This window comes from Nocardia cerradoensis NBRC 101014 (genome assembly GCF_000308535.1).
In the GTDB taxonomy this organism is placed as follows: Bacteria; Actinomycetota; Actinomycetes; order Mycobacteriales; family Mycobacteriaceae; genus Nocardia; species Nocardia cerradoensis.
The window spans coordinates 1-17,681 of the sequence record NZ_BAFW01000359.1 but is presented as its reverse complement, the minus strand read 5'-3'; the positions used below and the strand labels follow the sequence as shown (position 1 = coordinate 17,681).

At 68.4% G+C, this 17,681-nt stretch carries 19 protein-coding genes; 8 read left to right on the top strand and 11 right to left on the bottom strand.

All coding sequences use genetic code 11. From position 1 onward, the window contains the following. Positions 1-203 (top strand): helix-turn-helix domain-containing protein (locus ON23_RS30545; protein ID WP_039782641.1); only part of this gene is annotated, 203 nt, incomplete at its 5' end. A 129-nt stretch (positions 204-332) separates the two neighbouring features. Next, on the top strand, positions 333-1,364 hold the full coding sequence (locus ON23_RS30540) for an alpha/beta fold hydrolase (RefSeq protein ID WP_039782651.1): 1,032 nt from the start codon (positions 333-335) through the stop codon (positions 1,362-1,364). A gap of 65 nt (positions 1,365-1,429) precedes the next feature. Here the strand turns inward: ON23_RS30540 and ON23_RS30535 are convergent, their stop codons facing one another. From ON23_RS30535 to ON23_RS38230, 5 genes are all read right to left on the bottom strand, one after another. Then, positions 1,430-1,648 (bottom strand): hypothetical protein, encoded by a 219-nt coding sequence (locus ON23_RS30535; RefSeq protein WP_039782650.1) that lies wholly within the window; start codon positions 1,646-1,648, stop codon positions 1,430-1,432. 296 nt (positions 1,649-1,944) lie between these two features. Continuing rightward, positions 1,945-3,144, bottom strand: a complete 1,200-nt coding sequence (locus ON23_RS30525; protein ID WP_039782639.1) for an RNA polymerase sigma factor — start codon at positions 3,142-3,144, stop codon at positions 1,945-1,947. Between the two features lie 4 nt (positions 3,145-3,148). Next, positions 3,149-3,493, bottom strand: coding sequence for a YciI family protein (locus ON23_RS30520; RefSeq protein ID WP_039782638.1), 345 nt, complete (start codon positions 3,491-3,493; stop codon positions 3,149-3,151). Positions 3,494-3,503: 10 nt separating this feature from the next. Continuing rightward, a complete protein-coding gene (locus ON23_RS39490; RefSeq protein WP_245556195.1) occupies positions 3,504-4,454 on the bottom strand; it encodes a dihydrofolate reductase family protein in 951 nt (316 codons plus the stop codon). Continuing rightward, a complete protein-coding gene (locus tag ON23_RS38230; protein ID WP_157170337.1) occupies positions 4,451-5,023 on the bottom strand; it encodes a hypothetical protein in 573 nt (190 codons plus the stop codon). Before ON23_RS38230 ends, ON23_RS39490 begins: the two co-directional genes overlap by 4 nt. A 60-nt stretch (positions 5,024-5,083) precedes the next feature. Here ON23_RS38230 and ON23_RS38225 point away from each other — a divergent pair, with 60 nt between their 5' ends. Then, on the top strand, positions 5,084-5,884 hold the full coding sequence (locus tag ON23_RS38225) for an AraC family transcriptional regulator (RefSeq protein WP_063821364.1): 801 nt from the start codon (positions 5,084-5,086) through the stop codon (positions 5,882-5,884). Between the two features lie 15 nt (positions 5,885-5,899). Here the strand turns inward: ON23_RS38225 and ON23_RS30500 are convergent, their stop codons facing one another. Beyond that, positions 5,900-7,267 (bottom strand): DUF2254 domain-containing protein, encoded by a 1,368-nt coding sequence (locus tag ON23_RS30500; RefSeq protein ID WP_051043581.1) that lies wholly within the window; start codon positions 7,265-7,267, stop codon positions 5,900-5,902. A gap of 194 nt (positions 7,268-7,461) precedes the next feature. Here ON23_RS30500 and ON23_RS30495 point away from each other — a divergent pair, with 194 nt between their 5' ends. The 4 genes from ON23_RS30495 to ON23_RS30480 all read left to right on the top strand — a co-directional run bounded on the left by ON23_RS30495 (position 7,462) and on the right by ON23_RS30480 (position 11,349). Continuing rightward, the gene (locus ON23_RS30495; RefSeq protein ID WP_039782643.1) at positions 7,462-8,706 is read left to right on the top strand and encodes an MFS transporter; all 1,245 of its coding nucleotides are present in this window, start codon (positions 7,462-7,464) and stop codon (positions 8,704-8,706) included. Between the two features lie 8 nt (positions 8,707-8,714). Beyond that, entirely contained in the window at positions 8,715-9,086 is a 372-nt protein-coding gene (locus ON23_RS30490; protein ID WP_036508374.1) for an ArsR/SmtB family transcription factor, read from the top strand. 181 nt (positions 9,087-9,267) lie between these two features. Beyond that, positions 9,268-10,638 carry a hypothetical protein gene (locus tag ON23_RS30485; protein WP_039782637.1) on the top strand — a complete coding sequence of 457 codons (1,371 nt, stop codon included), beginning with the start codon at positions 9,268-9,270 and terminating at the stop codon, positions 10,636-10,638. Positions 10,639-10,926: 288 nt separating this feature from the next. Continuing rightward, positions 10,927-11,349: a DUF7144 family membrane protein gene (locus tag ON23_RS30480; RefSeq protein WP_051043580.1), complete on the top strand. Its 423-nt coding sequence runs from the start codon at positions 10,927-10,929 to the stop codon at positions 11,347-11,349. 120 nt (positions 11,350-11,469) lie between these two features. Here the strand turns inward: ON23_RS30480 and ON23_RS30475 are convergent, their stop codons facing one another. The 4 genes from ON23_RS30475 to ON23_RS30460 form a co-directional block, all read right to left on the bottom strand. Beyond that, positions 11,470-13,089, bottom strand: coding sequence for a SulP family inorganic anion transporter (locus ON23_RS30475; protein ID WP_245556193.1), 1,620 nt, complete (start codon positions 13,087-13,089; stop codon positions 11,470-11,472). Then, the gene (locus ON23_RS30470; protein WP_039782634.1) at positions 13,086-14,921 is read right to left on the bottom strand and encodes a phosphoenolpyruvate carboxykinase (GTP); all 1,836 of its coding nucleotides are present in this window, start codon (positions 14,919-14,921) and stop codon (positions 13,086-13,088) included. Before ON23_RS30470 ends, ON23_RS30475 begins: the two co-directional genes overlap by 4 nt. 110 nt (positions 14,922-15,031) lie before the next feature. Continuing rightward, on the bottom strand, positions 15,032-15,331 hold the full coding sequence (locus ON23_RS30465) for an ArsR/SmtB family transcription factor (RefSeq protein WP_039782632.1): 300 nt from the start codon (positions 15,329-15,331) through the stop codon (positions 15,032-15,034). A gap of 131 nt (positions 15,332-15,462) precedes the next feature. Then, on the bottom strand, positions 15,463-15,840 hold the full coding sequence (locus tag ON23_RS30460; RefSeq protein ID WP_039782631.1) for a VOC family protein: 378 nt from the start codon (positions 15,838-15,840) through the stop codon (positions 15,463-15,465). A 137-nt stretch (positions 15,841-15,977) separates the two neighbouring features. Between ON23_RS30460 and ON23_RS38220 the strand changes: the two genes are divergently transcribed. Beyond that, positions 15,978-16,196 (top strand): hypothetical protein, encoded by a 219-nt coding sequence (locus ON23_RS38220; RefSeq protein ID WP_157170336.1) that lies wholly within the window; start codon positions 15,978-15,980, stop codon positions 16,194-16,196. A gap of 252 nt (positions 16,197-16,448) precedes the next feature. On the opposite strand, the gene ON23_RS30455 is transcribed toward ON23_RS38220, so the two are convergent. Next, complete coding sequence (locus ON23_RS30455; protein ID WP_039782630.1) at positions 16,449-17,105, bottom strand: cutinase family protein; 657 nt, start codon at positions 17,103-17,105, stop codon at positions 16,449-16,451. Positions 17,106-17,681: the final 576 nt, after the last annotated feature.

Here is a 17,681-nt window from a genome sequence, read left to right as displayed (position 1 = left end):
CGCGCGACAGCCTGACCCCGCACGAGCTCGGTATCGCGCAGCTGGCCGCCGAGGGGCTCACCAATCGCGAGATCGGGCAGCGACTGTATCTGTCGCATCGGACCGTCAGCACCCACCTGCACCGCATCTTCCCGAAACTCGGTGTCACCTCCCGCGCCGAACTGGCCGACGCGTTGCGCACCCCGGCGGATCCGGTGACGTAGTCCGGGCGCCGATGACGTACGCACATGCCGTCATCCGACGGGCGCGACCGCACACCCGTGCCGCCTACCGTTTGTCCTATCGAAGCCGTGGCAGTGGGCGCGGCGGACGAGGACACGGGAGATGAGCAGATGTTCACCAAGAAACGGTTCGCGCAGATCATCGCGGCGGCGGCGGTAGTCGCGTCACTGGCGGCGTGCTCGTCGGGGACGGATGCGCAGACTCCCGCCGATCCGGCGAGCGCCGCGGGCGCCGGCGCCGGTGAACACACCGCCCTCGGCCCGATCAAGCACATCAACGCCGGCGTCCTCGACACCGCCTATGTCGAATACGGTCCGGAGAACGGGCCGGCGGTCGTGCTGATCCACGGCTGGCCCTACGATCCGGCGAGCTACATCGACGTCGGCCCGCGGCTGGCCGCCCAGGGCTACCGGGTGATCGTGCCGTATCTGCGTGGCTACGGTCCGACCCGATTCCTGTCCCCGGACACCGCGCGCAACGGCGAGCAGGCGGCGGTCGCGCACGACGTCATCGCGCTCATGGACGCCCTGCGCATCGACAAGGCGGTCTTCGGTGGATACGACTGGGGCGCAAGGACTGCCGACGTGATCGCGGCGCTGTGGCCGCAGCGGGTGAAGGCGCTGGTGGCCGTGAGTGGCTATCTGATCACCGATGTCGCGGCCAATCAGCAGCCGCTCGCGCCGGCCGCGGAGGCCGGCTGGTGGTACCAGTACTACTTCGCCACCGACCGCGGCGTGCTCGGCTACCGCCGCAACGTCCACGACTTCGACAAGTACATCTGGAAGACCGCCTCGCCGAAGTGGAACTTCGACGACGCCACCTACGACCGCAGCGCCGCCTCGTTCGACAATCCCGACCATGTCGACGTCGTGATCTCCAACTACCGCTGGCGCCTGGGCCTGATCCCGGGCGAACCGCAGTACGCCGCGGAGGAGGCCACGCTGGCCCAGGGCCCGGCGATCACCGTCCCGACCGTCACCATCGGCAGCGATTTCGACGGCGCCAATGCCGACGGCAAGAGCTACCGCGCCAAGTTCACCGGCAAGTACGAGCACCGCACGCTGCCGGGGGTCGGCCACGATGTCCCGCAGGAAGCGCCCGCGGCCTTCGCGCAGGCCGTGATCGACGCCGATCATCTCTGAAATCCGTTCGCAGACAGCAGAACACCCGCGCCGCGATGATGCGGCGCGGGTGTTCGCGCATTGTGTCAGGGCAGCGGGATCCACTGCCCGAACAGCCAGAAGCCGTGCTGGGCCGGTTGCGGGTTCGGCTGCTGATTCTGGTGCTGCTGCGTCGGCTGGTGCTGTTCGGGAGCCGGTTGCTGCTGCTGGTGGCCGGGGTCAGCGCTGGCCACACCGGCACCGATACCGACCGTTCCGAGTACGACGCCACCGGCCACCGCCGCCTTCGCGAGCTTCGACTTCATCATCTTCACCGTGAATTCTCCTTCGGCACATTCCGTTCGGGTACGCACCGATCCTGTGCGGTGCGGATGTGTGCGCCCGCGGTCTCGCCTGTGCGGCGGCTATGACTGTGCGGCGAGGGGACGTAGACGGGTGAGCACCCCACGGTGCACCGGATCGGCAGGCCCGTCGAGGACCAGATCGGTGGCGTCGGTGCTGCCGACCCGGGTCTCGACGCGGCCCGCGCCGAAATCGACCGGGGCGCCGGCCGATGGGCGACTGCGGGCGATACGGGCGGTGGCGCGGGCGCGGTGACCGGTCAGCGGGTCAGCGCTGCGCTGCGGGTGGCCAGGTAGTCGCGTTCGCGCTGGTTGTCGGTGAGGCGGGCGGCGGTCTCGAAGCTGCGTCTCGCCTCGTCCGCCCGGCCCAGACGGGCGAGCAGATCCGCGCGGACGGCATGGAACAGGTAGTGCTCGCTCAGTGGCACAGCGTCCACGAGAGTCAGCGCCGCGGCCGGTCCGTCGACCTCGGCCACCGCCACCGCTCGATGAAGTGCCACAACCGGATTCGGGTCGAGCCGCGCCAGCCGGTCGTAGAGCGCGAGGATCTGCGTCCAGTCGGTGACCGCATCGGTGTGCGCGGCATTGATCGCGGCGAGCAGCTGGTAGCGGCCGGGCCGGTTGCGGCGCAGGCAGGCGCGGACGATGGCCCGGCCCTCCGCGACCAGTGCGGTATCCCAGCGACCGCGGTCCTGGTCGCCGAGCCGGACGAAAGCGCCGGACGCATCGGTGCGGGCGTCGCGGCGAGCGTGGGTGAGCAGCATGAGGGCGAGCAGGCCCGCCGCCTCCGGTTCGTCGGGCATCGACGCGACCAGCGCGCGGGTGAGGCGGATGGCCTCCTCGCACAGGTCCGCGCGCAGCAGTTCCGGGCCCGACGATGCGACATATCCCTCGTTGAAGATGAGAAACAGGGCGGCGAGAACGGAGTCGAGCCGTTCGGGCAGATCCGCCTCGCCGGGCACCCGGTAGGGGATGCGGGCGTCGCGGATCTTGGCCTTGGCGCGGGTCAGCCGCTGCGCCATCGTCGTCTCCCGGACCAGGAACGCGCGGGCGATTTCGGGTGTCGTCAGCCCGCCCAGCAGCCGCAGGGTGAGCGCGACCTGCGCGGGCCGGTTCAGCGCCGGATGGCAGCAGGTGAAGATCAGCCGGAGCCGCTCGTCGGGCACGGCGCTCTCCTCGATGTCATCGGGCGGGGCGTGCAGGATCGCCGCCTCGGCGTACTTGCCTGCCCTGGCGGATTCGCGACGCAGTTGGTCGATGGCTCGGCGCCGGGCGGTGGTGATGATCCAGCCGGCCGGACTCGGCGGCGGCCCGTCCTGTGGCCAGCGGTGCAGCGCGATGGCGAAGGCGTCGGCGACCGCGTCCTCGGCCAGGTCGATATCGCCGAGCATGCGGATCAGCACGGCGACGGACCGGCCGTATTCGGCACGGAAGACGGCGGCGATCTGCTCCGGTGTCATCGCGTCAGAACGGCGGAACGTCCTGGAACGGGCGGATTTCGATCGGCAACGTGGTGGCCGCCGCGGCCTTGCGTCCCCATGCCAGCGCCGCATCCAGATCGGGTGCGGTGATCACCCAGATCCCGCCGATATGTTCCTTGCCCTCCAGGTAGGGCCCGTCGGTGATCAACCCGTCGGCTCGCACCACGGTCGCACTGCCGGGCCCGTGCAGGCCGCCGGTGAACACCCACGATCCGCTGTCGCGCAGCTCCTCGTCGAGCCGGTGCAGGTCGGCCATGATCCGGTCCATGGTCTCGGCATCGGGCGCCCCGCTGTCGGGTTGGTAGATCGAGAGCAGATACTCGGGCACGGCCCTCTCCTCAGCGCCGGGCGTAGCGGGCGATGATCACGCCCGTGGTGGTCGCGACGCTACCGAGGAGGCGAAATTCGGTCAACGGCGCGGCACCCTCGAACAACCTGGTCCCCGCGCCGAGGGTGAGCGGGTGGATCACCAGCGTGTACCGATCGATCAATCCGGCGCCGTGCAGGCTGCGCACCAGGGCCGCGCTGCCGATGATCGACAGATTCCTCCCGGGACGCGACTTCACGTCGCGCACGGTCCGAGTCGCGTCGCCGCGCAGCAGGATCGAGTTCTGCCACGCGCCGACGTCGTTCAGCCCGGTCGACGCGACATACTTCGTCGCCGCGTTCATATGCCTGCTGTACGGATTGTCGTCGGCCCGTCCCCACACGGTGGTGAAGTCCTCCCAGGTGCGACGCCCGAACAGCATGTCGCCGGGTTCGGCCATATCCCTGCCCATTTCCCGGACGAGCACCTCGTCGTGAAATCGCTGCCCCCAGCCGCCGAACGGGAAACCGCCCCGGGTGTCCTCGTCCGCGCGGCCCAGCCCCTGGACGACACCGTCGAGCGTGACATTCATCGTCGCCGTGATCGTTCGCATCGCCTGCTCCTCTCGATTGCGGGGACGCGCACGATCGCGACCCTCACCTCCCATACGAACGGCCGTCGCCGAAATCGACATCGGGGACGAAGATCGGTCGGACCGGTGGCGACGACCGATCCGTGCGTCACGGGGTTCGGCCGACGGAGATTTCGTCGCCGGGAAGGTCCGACAGGTCACGAACGCGCAGGCATCGGCGCCCGCCGGCGCCGCCCGATATCCGGTGAGCAGGGGATCGGCGAGGTCGACGGTCGTATCCGCGCGAGCGGGGTCACGCCCGGCCGCGACCGCGGTGACGCCGGTGCGGCGGAGTTCGGTGACCACATGGGTGCCGACCGCGCCGTACCCGCCGAGCACGAGGATCTTCACCGCGCGGGATCGGATGCCGCGGCGGCCGTCCGCTCCTGGTCGCGGCGGGCCCACCGGTCGCGGGGTTCACCCACACGCCGCCCTTCGCCCGCGTCCAGGCGACGATGCGCCTCGGCCATCGACTCACCGATCGATCGATGCCGGCCCCACCAGTGGATGTGGCGCAGGTAGCCGCGGGAGCGGTAGATGTTCATCACCGTGACGTGGTCCGGGCTGCCGGTGAACTCCTCCAGCGCGTCGGCATCGGCCCACAGCGACAGCGAATAGGTGATCCGTCCCCACGGTTGATAGCTGGTGACGATTCCCAGCGCGCCGTCGGTCCGCAGCACCTGCTTCTCCAGCCGCGCCGAGATCGTGGCGACCGGGACCAGATCGGACAGACGGTGCGGACGAAATTCGTTGACACTCGACAATATTCGTTCCGGCCAGGTAGTGGTGGCGGTCGGATACCACGGGCGGTACAGGCGGAAATCCGAGGCGCCGAAGCCCGACTGCGCATGTGCCCGCAGCGTTGTCGCCGCCGACAGCCGGAAGGCATCCGCGGTGGCGGAGATGCCGGTTGGGGACATGGTGGTCACTCCTTCTCGAAGGGGTCGACGCGTAGCCGTCGTGGCGCTAGCGTCGCAGGTGTGCGCGCCGCGGGACTTCCGAAAACGTGCGGTGGCCAACCGCCGCCGCTGGTGTGGATCAGGCCCGGTCACGCCGGATATCTCGGTCCCAACATCGGGGTGAGGCCGCATGCGGCGGCGGTCGACGTGCTCAATGTGGGCGTGGACGGGCCGCTGATCTTCGAATCTCCGGGAGTCGGCTCGATGCGCCCGGGCAGTGTCTACGCTCCCGCGCGTGTTCCCCATCGGGTGCTGGTTCCCGAGGGGCGGGTGTTGCTGTTGTTCGCCGATCCGGCGCGCCGGCCGGTATCCGATGCGTCGGGTGCGGTGCGAGAGTCCTTCGGCCCCTTCGGTTTCGGCTATCGGTCCGAGGGCGGGATCGCGGCGGCCTGCCGCGACGGCGCCGCACCCGACGTGATCGCCGGCTACATCGGGCTGCGGGCTGGGCCGACGACCGGCTCGGCCGCCGACCCGCGGATCACCCGGCTCGCCGAGACCATCCGGAACGCGCCCGACCGGGGGTACCGCGCCCCGGCGGTCGCGGCCCGGCTCGGAATGTCGACCTCGTATTTCCTGCGTCTGTTCGCCCGGGATACCGGCACCACCTTCCGCCGGTATCAGCAGTGGGCGCGTCTGCTCCGGGTCGTGCACGGCCTCGCCTGCGGATACGACCTGACCCGCAGCGCGGTCGATGCCGGCTTCGCCTCACCGTCGCACTTCAGTGACACCTTCCGGCACACCTTCGGGCTCTCCGCGACCGACCTGCTGCGAACCGGGGTGCGGTTCGACGTCTCGGATTCCGCACCGCCCGCGCCGATCTGAGCACCGCCGCAGCGGTCACGGTGCCGGATTCGATGCGGGCGTGGACTTTCGGGTCCGGGTGGCGAGTTCTGCGCGTTCCGCCGAGATCTGGGCGTGGAGGGCGTGGCATCGGCGCAGGACGTCGGCGCGGTCGGGTTCCTCCGGTATGAGCGGGACCGCGTGCTCGATCATCGTCGCCTGTTCGAGGATCACCCGCAGCCGATCGGGATCGGTGACGCGGTCGGCGATCTGCGCCAGCGCGTCGAGCTGGCGGATCATCACGGCCGGTTGCCCGGCACCGGCCTGGCGGATCTTCTCGAAGGCGCGCTGAACCAGCCGCTCGTAGCTGACCTGTGCGGCGAGCACCCGGATATGACCGTCCTTGTCGCGGCGCACCGGATTCGGTTCCCAGGTGACCGCGATCCGCGACAGGCAGTCGCCGAGCCAGTCGATACACGTCAGCACCGTGAACGTGTCGTTGGTCGCGGAGGCGAGCGCGCGCAGGGCGACCTCGACGATCTGATCGACACCGAAGGACACGTCCTGCACCAGGCTGCGCATCGACCCGGTGACGTGGCCGCGGGAGAACTTCTTCTCGATCCCCTTCGCGGCCTGCGCCGGCCACACTCGCGCGATCACCTGCCCCTCGGTCACGAAATGTCCTGGGCGATAAGGCAAATGGATGACCGCATCCGCCTCGGCGGCCAGCCGGACCAGCCGCTCGTAGCGGATGTACTGGAGATATCCGCTGTTGGAGGTGCGCACCTCGCCGCCGGATCGCGCCAGCAGATCGCGAAGTTCACGCGCCGACGGACCGTGTTTCGCCCCGCTCACGGTGATGTCGACGTTGGCGTCGACGGCGGTGCGCACTTCGCGCGCGATATCGGCGACCACATTCGGTAATTGGATCTGTCCGCCGATGTGATTGATGAAGTAGATGAGCACCGCCAGATCGACCACCAGCGAGCCGATCGAGACCGTGGCGCTGATGTGCGGAACGAAATCCTCGCCGACCGACACCAGCGCCGCGATCGCGTAGACGAAGGTCGCGACGAAGGTGCCGAGGGTCAGCTGGGTGCCGCGGTCGCGGATGAAATTGCGCAACATGCGCGGCCCGAACTGGGTGGAGGCCAGCGTCAGCGCGAGGATCGTGATCGAGAAGACGACACCGACCACGGTGATGATCGCGGCGGCGATGGAGGTCAGTACCTGGCGTGCCGCATCGGGCGTGCCGCCCAGCACCCAGGTGGGCAGGTTCGTGCCGCTGTGGTAGGCCGCGCGGTCCAGGGTGAAGGTCAGCGCGAACAGCGCGACCGCGGCCAGGACTTCCAGGGTCGGGACGAACCAGAGATTGGTGCGTAGCCGTTCCCGCCAGCGGTCCGCCTCGAGCGAGATCCCGTGCACGCTGGACCTCCTTGCGCTCTCGCCGACGGCCGCTCTCGGCCTGTCGTCCCGAACCTACCTCCAGTTCTCGGCGGAGATCGAATTGTGGCGCGGGGCCATCGAACCGAGACAGACGACAATAGGTTCGCAATTGCGCACCTATTGTCTTAAACTGGCGGTATTCGATGCGTACCGCGGATTCCGGAGGTTCCGACGTGCTGGAGGTCTTGCGGCACGACCGTTTCCGGCGCTTGTTCACCGCGCAGGTGGTGGCGCTGCTCGGGACCGGTCTGCTGACGGTCGCGCTGGGTTTGGCGGCCTACGATCTGGCCGGAACCGATGCCGGTGCGGTGCTGGGCACGGCGCTGGCGATCAAGATGGTCGCCTACGTCTTCGTGGCGCCGGTGACCTCGGCGCTGACCGACCGGGTGCCGCGGCGGGTACTGCTGGTATCGGCCGACGTGGTCCGGCTGGTCATCGCATTGCTGTTGCCGCTGGTCACACACGTCTGGCAGATCTATGTCCTGATCTTCGTGCTGCAGGCGGCCTCGGCCACGTTCACTCCCGCATTCCAGGCGGTCATCCCGTCGATCCTGCCCGACGAGGAGGACTACACCCGCGGGCTGTCGCTCTCGCGGCTGGCCTACGACCTGGAATCGCTGCTCAGTCCCGTCGTGGCGGCGGCCTTGCTGACCGTGGTCGGCTACCACCTGCTGTTCGTCGGCACCGCAGCGGGTTTCGCGACCTCGGCGATCATGGTCGTGCGCACCACGCTGCCTCGATCGGTGCCCGCCGACCGGACCGGTTCGCTGCCGGCCCGGATCACGTGGGGCGCACGCCTGATGGCGGCGAGCCCGGTGCTGCGCGGACTGCTGGCGATGAACGTCGCCGTCGCCGCGGCGACCGCGCTGGTCGTCGTCAACACCGTGGTCTACGTGCGCGGACTGCTGCACGGGCCCGCGCCCGCGGTCGCGGTGGCACTGGGCTGCTTCGGTGCTGGTTCGATGATCGTCGCGCTGGCGATTCCGCGGCTGCTCACCGGAATACCCGATCGCCGCCTCATGCTGACCGGCTGCGCGATCCTGCCTGTCGGCCTCGCCGGCGCCGCGCTGCTCGCCGCACTCGAGCCCGGGCCGCGGACGGGCTGGATGCTGCTGGTGGTGGCGTGGTCGGCGATGGGCGTGGGTACCTCGCTGATCAACACGCCCTCGGCGCGATTGTTGCGCGCCCAATCCGACAGCGGTACTCGCACCGCCGTGTTCACCGCGCAGTTCTCGCTCTCGCATGCCTGTTTCCTGGTGACCTATCCGATCGCCGGCTGGCTGGGCGCCGCCGCCGGACAAGCCTGGGCGGCGGTGATTTCGACCGTCTTGGCCGCGGTCGCCGCCGTGGTTGCCACGCGGATGTGGCCGGTCCACGTATCGTCGGGTGCGCAGATGGCCACAGCAGGAAGTCGGTGAACCAGCCCATGACCGGTGAGGAAACCCCCGCAGTCGACGCCCTGCCGCCCAGCCTGGTGCACCTCGTCGCCCCCGATCCGGCCCGTCTCGAGGCCGCCACCTCGGTGTTCCGGATGCTCGCCGATCCGACCCGGCTGCACATCCTCTGGGTTCTCGCCGACGGTGAGGCCGACGTCACCGCCCTCACCGAGGCCTGCGGTGGCTCCCGCACCGCGGTCAGCCAGCATTTGGCGAAACTGCGCTTCACCGGCATGGTCGAGACCCGCCGTGAAGGCCGCCGCATCATCTACCGCATCCGCGACGGCCACCTCGCCCGCCTCGCCCGCGAAGGTCTCAACCTCGCCGACCACATCGTCACCGGCGAACTGCCGCACGAATAGAGCGCGGTCCGAGCGGGTCGTTTCCTCGCCCGCGCCGGCCCGCCGGATGTCGTGGCGGGCACCGACCGGTCACGGAGTGGGATCGATCCGGGGCCCGCGGCGAATGCGTTGTTCCTCCGAAGGCAGCGGCGCCGAATCAGTTCTGGGCCGTGCCGATCGGCCCGGAAGGGTCTGAGCCGTCATGTCCGCCGATGATCGAGATGCCCGGCCGCCGGAGTCGAATGCGGAACTGTCCGCCGACGACCGCGCCGAACTCGAGCGATTACGCGCCTATGTCGCGGCGCATCCACCGCGCGGAACCCGTCGGCACGCGTGGCGCTGGACCGGGGTCGTGCTGCTGCTGATCCTCACCGCGGTGCTGATCATCGGATCGGTGACGACACGCTTCGTGCGCAGCCAGATCTTCGACACCGACCGCTATGTCACGACCGTCGCACCCCTGGCGACCGATCCGGCGATCCAGAAGGAGCTGGCGGACAAGATCACCGATGCGATCGTCACCCGCGTCGACATCAAGGCGTACACGGCCGACGCGGTCAACGCGCTCACGCAGAACGTCGGGCAATTGTCGGACCGTCCGCGTGCGGTCGCGGCGCTCGACAGTCTGCCCGCGCTGGTGGCCGACCAGGCCGAGAACTACATTCACCAGGCCGCAACGGCAGTCGTGACCAGCGATCAATTCCGCGAGGCGTGGGACACGGCCAACCGCCGCGCGCACGACGCATTGGTCCACGTGGTCAAGGGCGAGACCAGACCCGGAATCGAGGTCAGCGACAACGGCACCGTGAGCATTTCGCTGAAGCCGATCCTGGCGACGGTGCGCGAACGTCTCGACGCACGCGGAATCAGCTTCGCGGACAAGATTCCGGATGTCGACGCGCAATTCGTCCTCTTCCACGCGACCGAGCTGCCCAAGTACCAATCGTGGCTGCGCACGCTCGATCGGTCGGCGAACATCCTGCCGTGGGTGGCGTTGGCCACCGCCGCGGGCGCGGTGTGGCTGGCTCCCCGCGGGCGGCGGCTGCGGACCCTCGCTCTGGTCGGCGTCGCCGGCGCGGTCGCGATGGTACTGCTGGCCATCGGGGTGGTGATCGCACGCAGCATCTACCTCGATTCCGTTCCCCCCGATGCCTTGTCACCACCGGCCGCCGGCGCACTGTTCGACACCGTGATCCACCCCCTGCGGGTGTCGCTGCGCGCGGTCGCGGTGCTGAGCCTGGTCGTGGCCGCGGTGGGTTATCTGGCGGGGTCGTCCCGCTCGGCGCAGTCGGTGCGTTCAGGTTTCGGGCGGCTCATGGTCGCCGCTCGCCGCCGGCGCGGGCGCCCGCCCACTGTGGTCGAGGCGTTCGTCGCGCGCTATCGGACACCGCTGCGCCTGGCGGTGCTGGCCGGCGCTGTGCTCGTCCTGGTGCTGTGGCCCTACGCCACCGGCCTGGTCGTGATCGGCATCGCGCTGGTCGCGGGCGCGCTGCTGCTGGTCATCGAAATTCTCGCGCGGCCCGCGGCACCGGAAACCACGGCCGGTCCGGAGCCCTCGTCGACTGCCGGGTGACGCCGAACCGGCAATTCGGTTACGTTTCGAGGTCGATCGACCGGTGCACCGGTTCGTGATTATCCGCGACCTTTTCCGCGACGAATCGTTAGATGCCCGGTCGGCTCGCCGAATTCGTCCATCGAGGGATGTACCAGGTCGGTGAGCGAACCGGGACCATCATCCGCCGCGGCGGCTGGTCAGGAGGCAGCGCAGCGCCGCATGTCACAAACCCACCAGGACCGACGCATGTCGGTGCACGCCGGCGGATGGCCCGCCGGCGAGGTTCACGAAAAGGGGTGAGCCGTCGTGACGGCTACGCAACACGGAACACCGAATGGGCGATCCGACACCCGGCATGCGGTGGCGGCCGGTACTTCGCTGGCCGCGGCGGCCCTGTTGGCCGTCACCGGAGTCGTGTCCATCCTGCAGGGCGTTTCGGCCATCGCGAAGGACGACGTCTACGTCTCCGGGCCGGACTACATCTACAAGTTCGACATCAGCGGATGGGGCTGGATCCACCTCATCCTCGGCGTCCTGATGGTGGCGGCCGCCGCCGGTTTGTTCACCCGTTCGACCTGGGGACAGATGCTGGCGATCGCGCTACTGGGCCTGTCGATCATCGCCAATTTCCTGTGGCTGCCGCACTATCCGTGGTGGTCGATCCTGGTCATCGCCCTCGACATCGTGGTGATCTGGGCGATCGCCACGTGGGATCCACACCGAGTCTGACAGCTCGCGCCGGCCGGACCGCGTCTCGGGGACACGGTCCGGCCGCCGTGCTGTGATCTCCAGCCACCCTCCCGCTGCCGGGCGAGATCGCCGTAGCGGCGGGAAGTTTCGGCTCGGCGATCACATGGCGCGTGCGTACGCGAGCGCGTCGGGCGTCTGCTCGAAGATCTGCGTCTCGCCGCCCGCGGGCAGCGCTCCGAGCATCGCGAGCCGCCGGCGGTGGTCTTCGCGCAGGCCCGACATCAGGACCGTGATGTGGCGGTGCTGCAGTTTCGTGACGGCGTCCTTGAGGACCAGCGCGCCGGTGGTGTCGAGTGTGGTGACATGCGACATGCGCAGCACCACCACATGGACGTCGGTGACCTCGGTCAGCTCCAGCAGGAAGCGGTGCGCGGCGGCGAAGAACAGCGGCCCGTCGATGCGGTAGGCGACGATGCCGTCGTGCAGGAGGCCGTGTTCCTCGGTGAGATGATCGGTCTCGTCCAGCGGAACCTGGTGCAGCCGAGCCTCTTTCGCCACCGAGCGCAGGGCCAGCACGATGGCGATCGCGACGCCGACACCGACCGCGGTCACCAGGTCCAGAGCGACCGTGACCAGGAATGTCGCGGCCATGATGAGTGCGTCGCCGCGCGAGGCGCGCGCGATGGCGGTCAGGGACGCGGCTTCCACCATGCGAACCGTCGTGGCCAGCAGCACACCGGCCAGCGCGGCGACCGGAATATCGGCGACCAGTGGTGCGGCCGCATAGATGATCGCGGCCAGGACCACCGCATGTGTCAGGGCGGCCAGCCGGGTGCGGCCGCCGGAGCGGACGTTGACGGCGGTGCGAGCGATCGCGCCGGTCGCGGGCACCCCGCCGAACAGGGGTGCGGCGATATTGGCCAACCCCTGTCCGAACAATTCGCGGTCCGGATCGTGACGGGTGCCGACGGCCATCGCGTCCGCGGCGGTCGCCGACAGCAATGATTCGAGGGCGCCCAGTGCGGCGACCGCCAGCGCCGGCGCCACCAGCGATCCGAGGCTACCCCAATCGAGGAAGCCCAGGGTCGGTGCGCTCAGCCCTGAAGGCAGGGCACCGATGGCCGCGGTGTGGATGTCGAAGACCGCGACCACGACGGTCGCGCCGGCGACGGCCGGCAACGCGAACGGCAGCTTCGGCATGAACCGACCGCCCACCAGCATCACCGCGGCCACCGCCAGAGCGATCACGACCGGCGCGAGATGCGGATGCGAAATATATTGGCGCACAGCATCATAGGCCGACTGCCAGACCTTGTCCCCGTGCGCGTGCGCGATCCCCAGGGCGTTGGGCAACTGCTGCAAAGCGATCACCACGGCGATGCCGGCGGTGAAGCCCTCGATCACCGGGGCCGGCATGTATCGCACCGCACGCCCGGCCCCGGCGACCGCGAGCGCCACCAGCATGATGCCGGCCATCAGGCCCACGGCCAGCACCCCGCCCCCGCCGTGCTGGTGGACGATCGGAACCAGCACGACGGTCATCGCCCCGGTCGGACCCGACACCTGGAACCGGGAGCCGCCGAATATCGCGGCCACGATGCCCGCGACGACCGCGGTGGTCAGTCCAGCCGCGGCGCCGAGTCCGGAACTGATGCCGAAGCCCAGTGCCAGCGGCAGCGCCACCAGGGCGACGATCAGCCCGGACAGCAGATCGGGGCCCGGAGCGCGCACCGCCGGACGCCAATCGCACCAGCGGGGGAGCAGTGCGGCGATGTTCACAACCGTGCTGCCAGACGCAGTTTCAGCGCGGCGAGCTGTTCCCGCAACGGTTCGGGCAGTCGATTGCCGCCGATGGTGGCGTACCAGTGGTCGATAGCGGGCACCTCGGCCACCCACTCGTCGATGTCGACCGCGAGCGACGCTGCCGCCCGGGCGCGTTGCCGGTCGTCGAGACCGGTGAGGTCGAGCGCCTCGGCTGCCGGCACATAGCCGATCGGCGTCTCGACCGCCTCGGCGGTGCCGTCGAGACGGTCCAGTGCCCACTTCAGCACGCGCACGTTGTCGCCGAACCCGGGCCACAGGAATTCGCCTTCCGGACCGCGGCGAAACCAGTTGACCTGGAATATCTTCGGCAGTTTCACCGGGTCGGCGGCGGCGCCGAGCCGGAGCCAGTGGGCGAAGTAGTCACCGACGTGATAGCCGAGAAACGGCAGCATCGCCATCGGATCGCGCCGCACGACGCCGACCGTCCCGGCCGCGGCGGCGGTGGTCTCCGAGGACAGCACCGAGGCGGTGAACACTCCGTGCGCCCAGTCGAAGGACTCGGCGACCAGTGGGACGGTGGTCGCGCGGCGGCCGCCGAAGAAGATCGCCGAAATCGGCACGCCGGCCGGGTCGTCCCATTCCGGAGCCACCGACGGACACTGCCGAATCGGCGTGCAGTACCGCGAATTAGGATGCGCGGCAGGCAATTCCGATGCGGGCGTCCAGTCGTTGCCGTGCCAGTCGACGAGATGGGCGGGCGGCTCGGTGGTCAATCCCTCCCACCACACGTCCCCGTCGTCGGTACGGGCGGTGTTGGTGAAGATCGAATTGCCCTTCGCGATGGTGGCGATCGCGTTGGGGTTGGTCGTGGCGCCGGTGCCGGGGGCGACACCGAAGAATCCGGCTTCGGGATTGACCGCGTAGAGCCGGCCGTCGGCGCCGAAGCGCAGCCACGCGATATCGTCGCCGACCGTCTCGGCGGTCCACCCGTCGAGGGCGGGTTCGAGCATGGCCAGGTTGGTCTTGCCGCACGACGACGGGAACGCCGCGGCGACGTAGTGTGTCTTCCCTTGTGGGGAGGTCAATTTCAGGATCAGCATGTGCTCGGCCAGCCATCCTTCGTCCCGGCCGAGCACCGAGGCGATGCGCAGTGCGAAACACTTCTTGCCCAGCAGAGCGTTGCCGCCGTAGCCGGATCCGTAGCTCCAGATCTCGCGCCGCTCGGGGAAGTGGGAGATGTATTTGGTGGTGTCGCACGGCCACGCGGCATCCGGCTCACCGGCGCCCAGCGGCGCCCCGACCGAATGCAGGCATTTGACGAAGTCCGTTCCGGCCGTCAGCTTTTCCCATACCGCGTCGCCGGATCGCGTCATGATCTGCATCGACACCGCCACATACTCCGAATCGGTGATCTGCACACCGAATTTCGGATCCTCCGCATCCAGGGGCCCCATGCAGAACGCGATGACATACATCGTCCGACCGGCCATCGCGCCGCGATAGTGCTCGGTCATCACCGTGCGCATATCCACCGGGTCGACCCAGTTGTTGGTCGGACCGGCGTCGGTCTCCCGTTCGGAGCAGATGAACGTGCGATCCTCCACCCGCGCGACGTCCTCGGGATCGGAGACGCACCAGAACGAGTTCGGCTTGCCGGTCAGCGGAACGAAGGTGCCCTTCTCGACCAATCGTGCGGTCAGCCGATCCCACTCCGCGCGGGAGCCGTCGCACAGGACGATGTGCTCGGGGGCCGTCAGTTCGGCCACCTCGGCGATCCACGCCAGAACGCTCTCGTGAGCCACCGGAACCTCGTCGAGCCGTGCGATGACACGTGAACTGTCGGACACGAGACCTGCCTCCTTGATAAAGCTGCAATGTAATTAGTTTAGAAAACCTGCAATCAGACGGTGTATTCGGCCCCCGGGTACCGATGGTTCCGGCCGCTACCGCTGGATGGTCAGGCGGGCTCTTCCAGTGCCTCCGCTTGGCCCGCGACCACACCGGTCAGGATCGCTCGTGCCACTGCCAGCAATTCCGCGACCTGCGGCGAGGTGAGCTCATAGGTGACCGACAGCCCCTCGCGGCGGGCTACGACCAGGCCGGCTCGGCGCAGAATCGCGAGCTGCTGCGACAGATTCGCCGGTTCGATACCGATTTCGGTCAGCATCTCGGAGACCGCGTGTTCGCGCTCGCTGAGCAGTTCGAGCACGCGAATCCGGATCGGATGCCCCAGTGTTTTGAAGAACTCCGCTTTCATCTGATAGAGCGGCCTGCTCAGTCCGGGCACGCAATCACTCCCTCTGGTCCGCGGCCGCACGGCCTGCCCCGTCGCTCTTGATTGCAAAGTTTAGCAAGCAAGGAAAGTGCCGCGCGGTTCGCGCCCGTCGATCAGTCGGGCAGCCGCCACGGCGGATTGCGCCGGTTGCCGGCGGCATGGAACAGGCACAACCGGTGCCCGTCGGGGTCACGCAACCGGGCCTCGCGCCACAGCCAGGGCATATCGGCGGGGGACTGGTCGAATGCGATGCCGGCGTCGGACAGGCGCCGATACTCGCCGTCGAGGTCGTCGGTCTCGAAATACAGGGTGATTTCCTCATCGGCCGGCACGGTCTCGACGCGTTCGACCGAAAAGGTGCTCTCACCGGCGGGACATTCGAACCGCAGATAATGATCGTTCTCGACGATCAGGCGCAGGCCGAGCAGCCGGTAGAAGCGCTCGGAGCGTTCGAGGTCCGTGCTGCCGACGGTGACCTGGTTCAAACGCATACCGTCCAGTGTTGTCGTGGGGCGCCGCATCGGCTAGCCCCTCAGGGGGGAGGGGTGGGCGAGTGCGCCGGGGTCTGCACTGTGACCACTGCCGCACCGGCGTGGTCCACGAGTGCCGGCGAGGCACTACTTCGCCCATGGAGGAACCGGATCTCATCGTCGACGACCTGCACGCCGCACGTCCTGAATACCGGCCGGGAAGTAGCGGCCGACTGTTCGAAACGGTTTGTCATGCAAACAATTCCGGCTTGATGTGGAAGTGGTTGTCCCTGTGCGGTTCTGCGGGTTACCGGCGCGTGGCGGCCATGCTCGTGATCGAATGTCCAACTACCACCGGTTGTTTTGCGGCGGCGTGAAACTTTGCCCTGACCTGGACGGATAGAAGGCGTTAATTCCCGGACCTTCCGGGTATGACGAAATACGCAGTCCGCAAGTGTTACCGAAAGGAGGAACCCGATGATTATCGGTGATTTGTCTCAGGTCGTGAACATGGTCGTGGACTGGTTCGATCAGATGCGCGGCGTGATCGGCATCTGACTCCGGTCCCTCACCCACCCGCCGAACCGCACGGGATGCGGTTGGGCGGGTGGTTCTGGACGTGGCGTTCCTCACAGATGCGCGGCGGCGAAGTCCGCCGCTTCGCCCGCCTCGGCGGTGTAGCTGGTCCGGTGCACTTTCCAGCTCGTACCCTTCGGATCACAGACCGGGTCGTTCGCGGTGCAGGTGTCGTAGGTGCGGCCCGCGTAGGGGCCGGTGACGCTGTGACCGATGCCGCGAATAGGATTGCCGAACAACAGAATCGCGGCGATCTTCGGCGCCACCGACGCGGGCAGGGTGGCAACGATCGGCCCGCCCACCTTCGCGCCCACACTGCTGATGCCGATCGAATTGTCGACCACGTTCGCGCCTTGCGAATATCCGACGAGGACGAAACGCTGATTCGGGCAGGCCTTCGCCGCGTCGGTCACATGTTTCACCAAGTCGCGATTGCCCTGCTGCACCGACCAGGGTTCGACCAGGCCGGCCGGATAGTCGACGCGATAGGCGCTGTGCGAGCTCGACAAGCGCTGTGCGAGTGCGTGATACACCGGGTTGCCGACGACCGCGCCGAGACCGGGATCGGCGCCGAGCGGTTCGCTGGTGCCGCGAGCGACGACAACGTCGACATCGGTGCACGCCGTCTGCGCCGCCGCGGGGGTTGGTGCCGAGATGCCGCCGGCAGCCAGCGTGGCGGCGATCGACGCGAATGCTGTGGCCGCGACCATCCCGCGAACATGGCGCGGTCTCTCCCTGCCGAACAGTGCCATCTGTGCGGACTCCTCTGCCGATCGTCCCGATACCCGAGCGGTACCTGTGCTGCTCGGACGCTAGAACCGCAACCGGGGTCAGGAGAGCCGAGGCACCGGACTCCAGAATTTTCACCAAGGGCCTCGGGGCTCCCTGGTCGAGTGCACAGCGTCGCCGTCCGCCAGGTTCGACACCCAGCGACACCCATCCGGGAGGGCGGTCGAGGTATCCGACCGGCAGGGGCGGTCTGCCCGACACCCGTCAGCCCGCCCATCTCGGCAGTCAGCTCCGAGGCTGAAACCTTCTCGTGTGGAGCCGTTTCCACATGCTCGAGCCCGGCGAGGTCTGGGGCACCTGGCTTTTGAGAGTCTGTGACGGAAAGCTGCCGCAGAAGATCGCCGAACAGCATGGTGGAACGGGTCAACGTGGCGACCATGCCCAGGTTCGCGGTCGGGTCCACGGTGCGGCGCCGCGAGGTTCTGCACGGAGACGTGTGGATGACAATGCCGGTCCAGGTGGTCGCCGACGACGACGTACTGGCTGTATGGATCGAA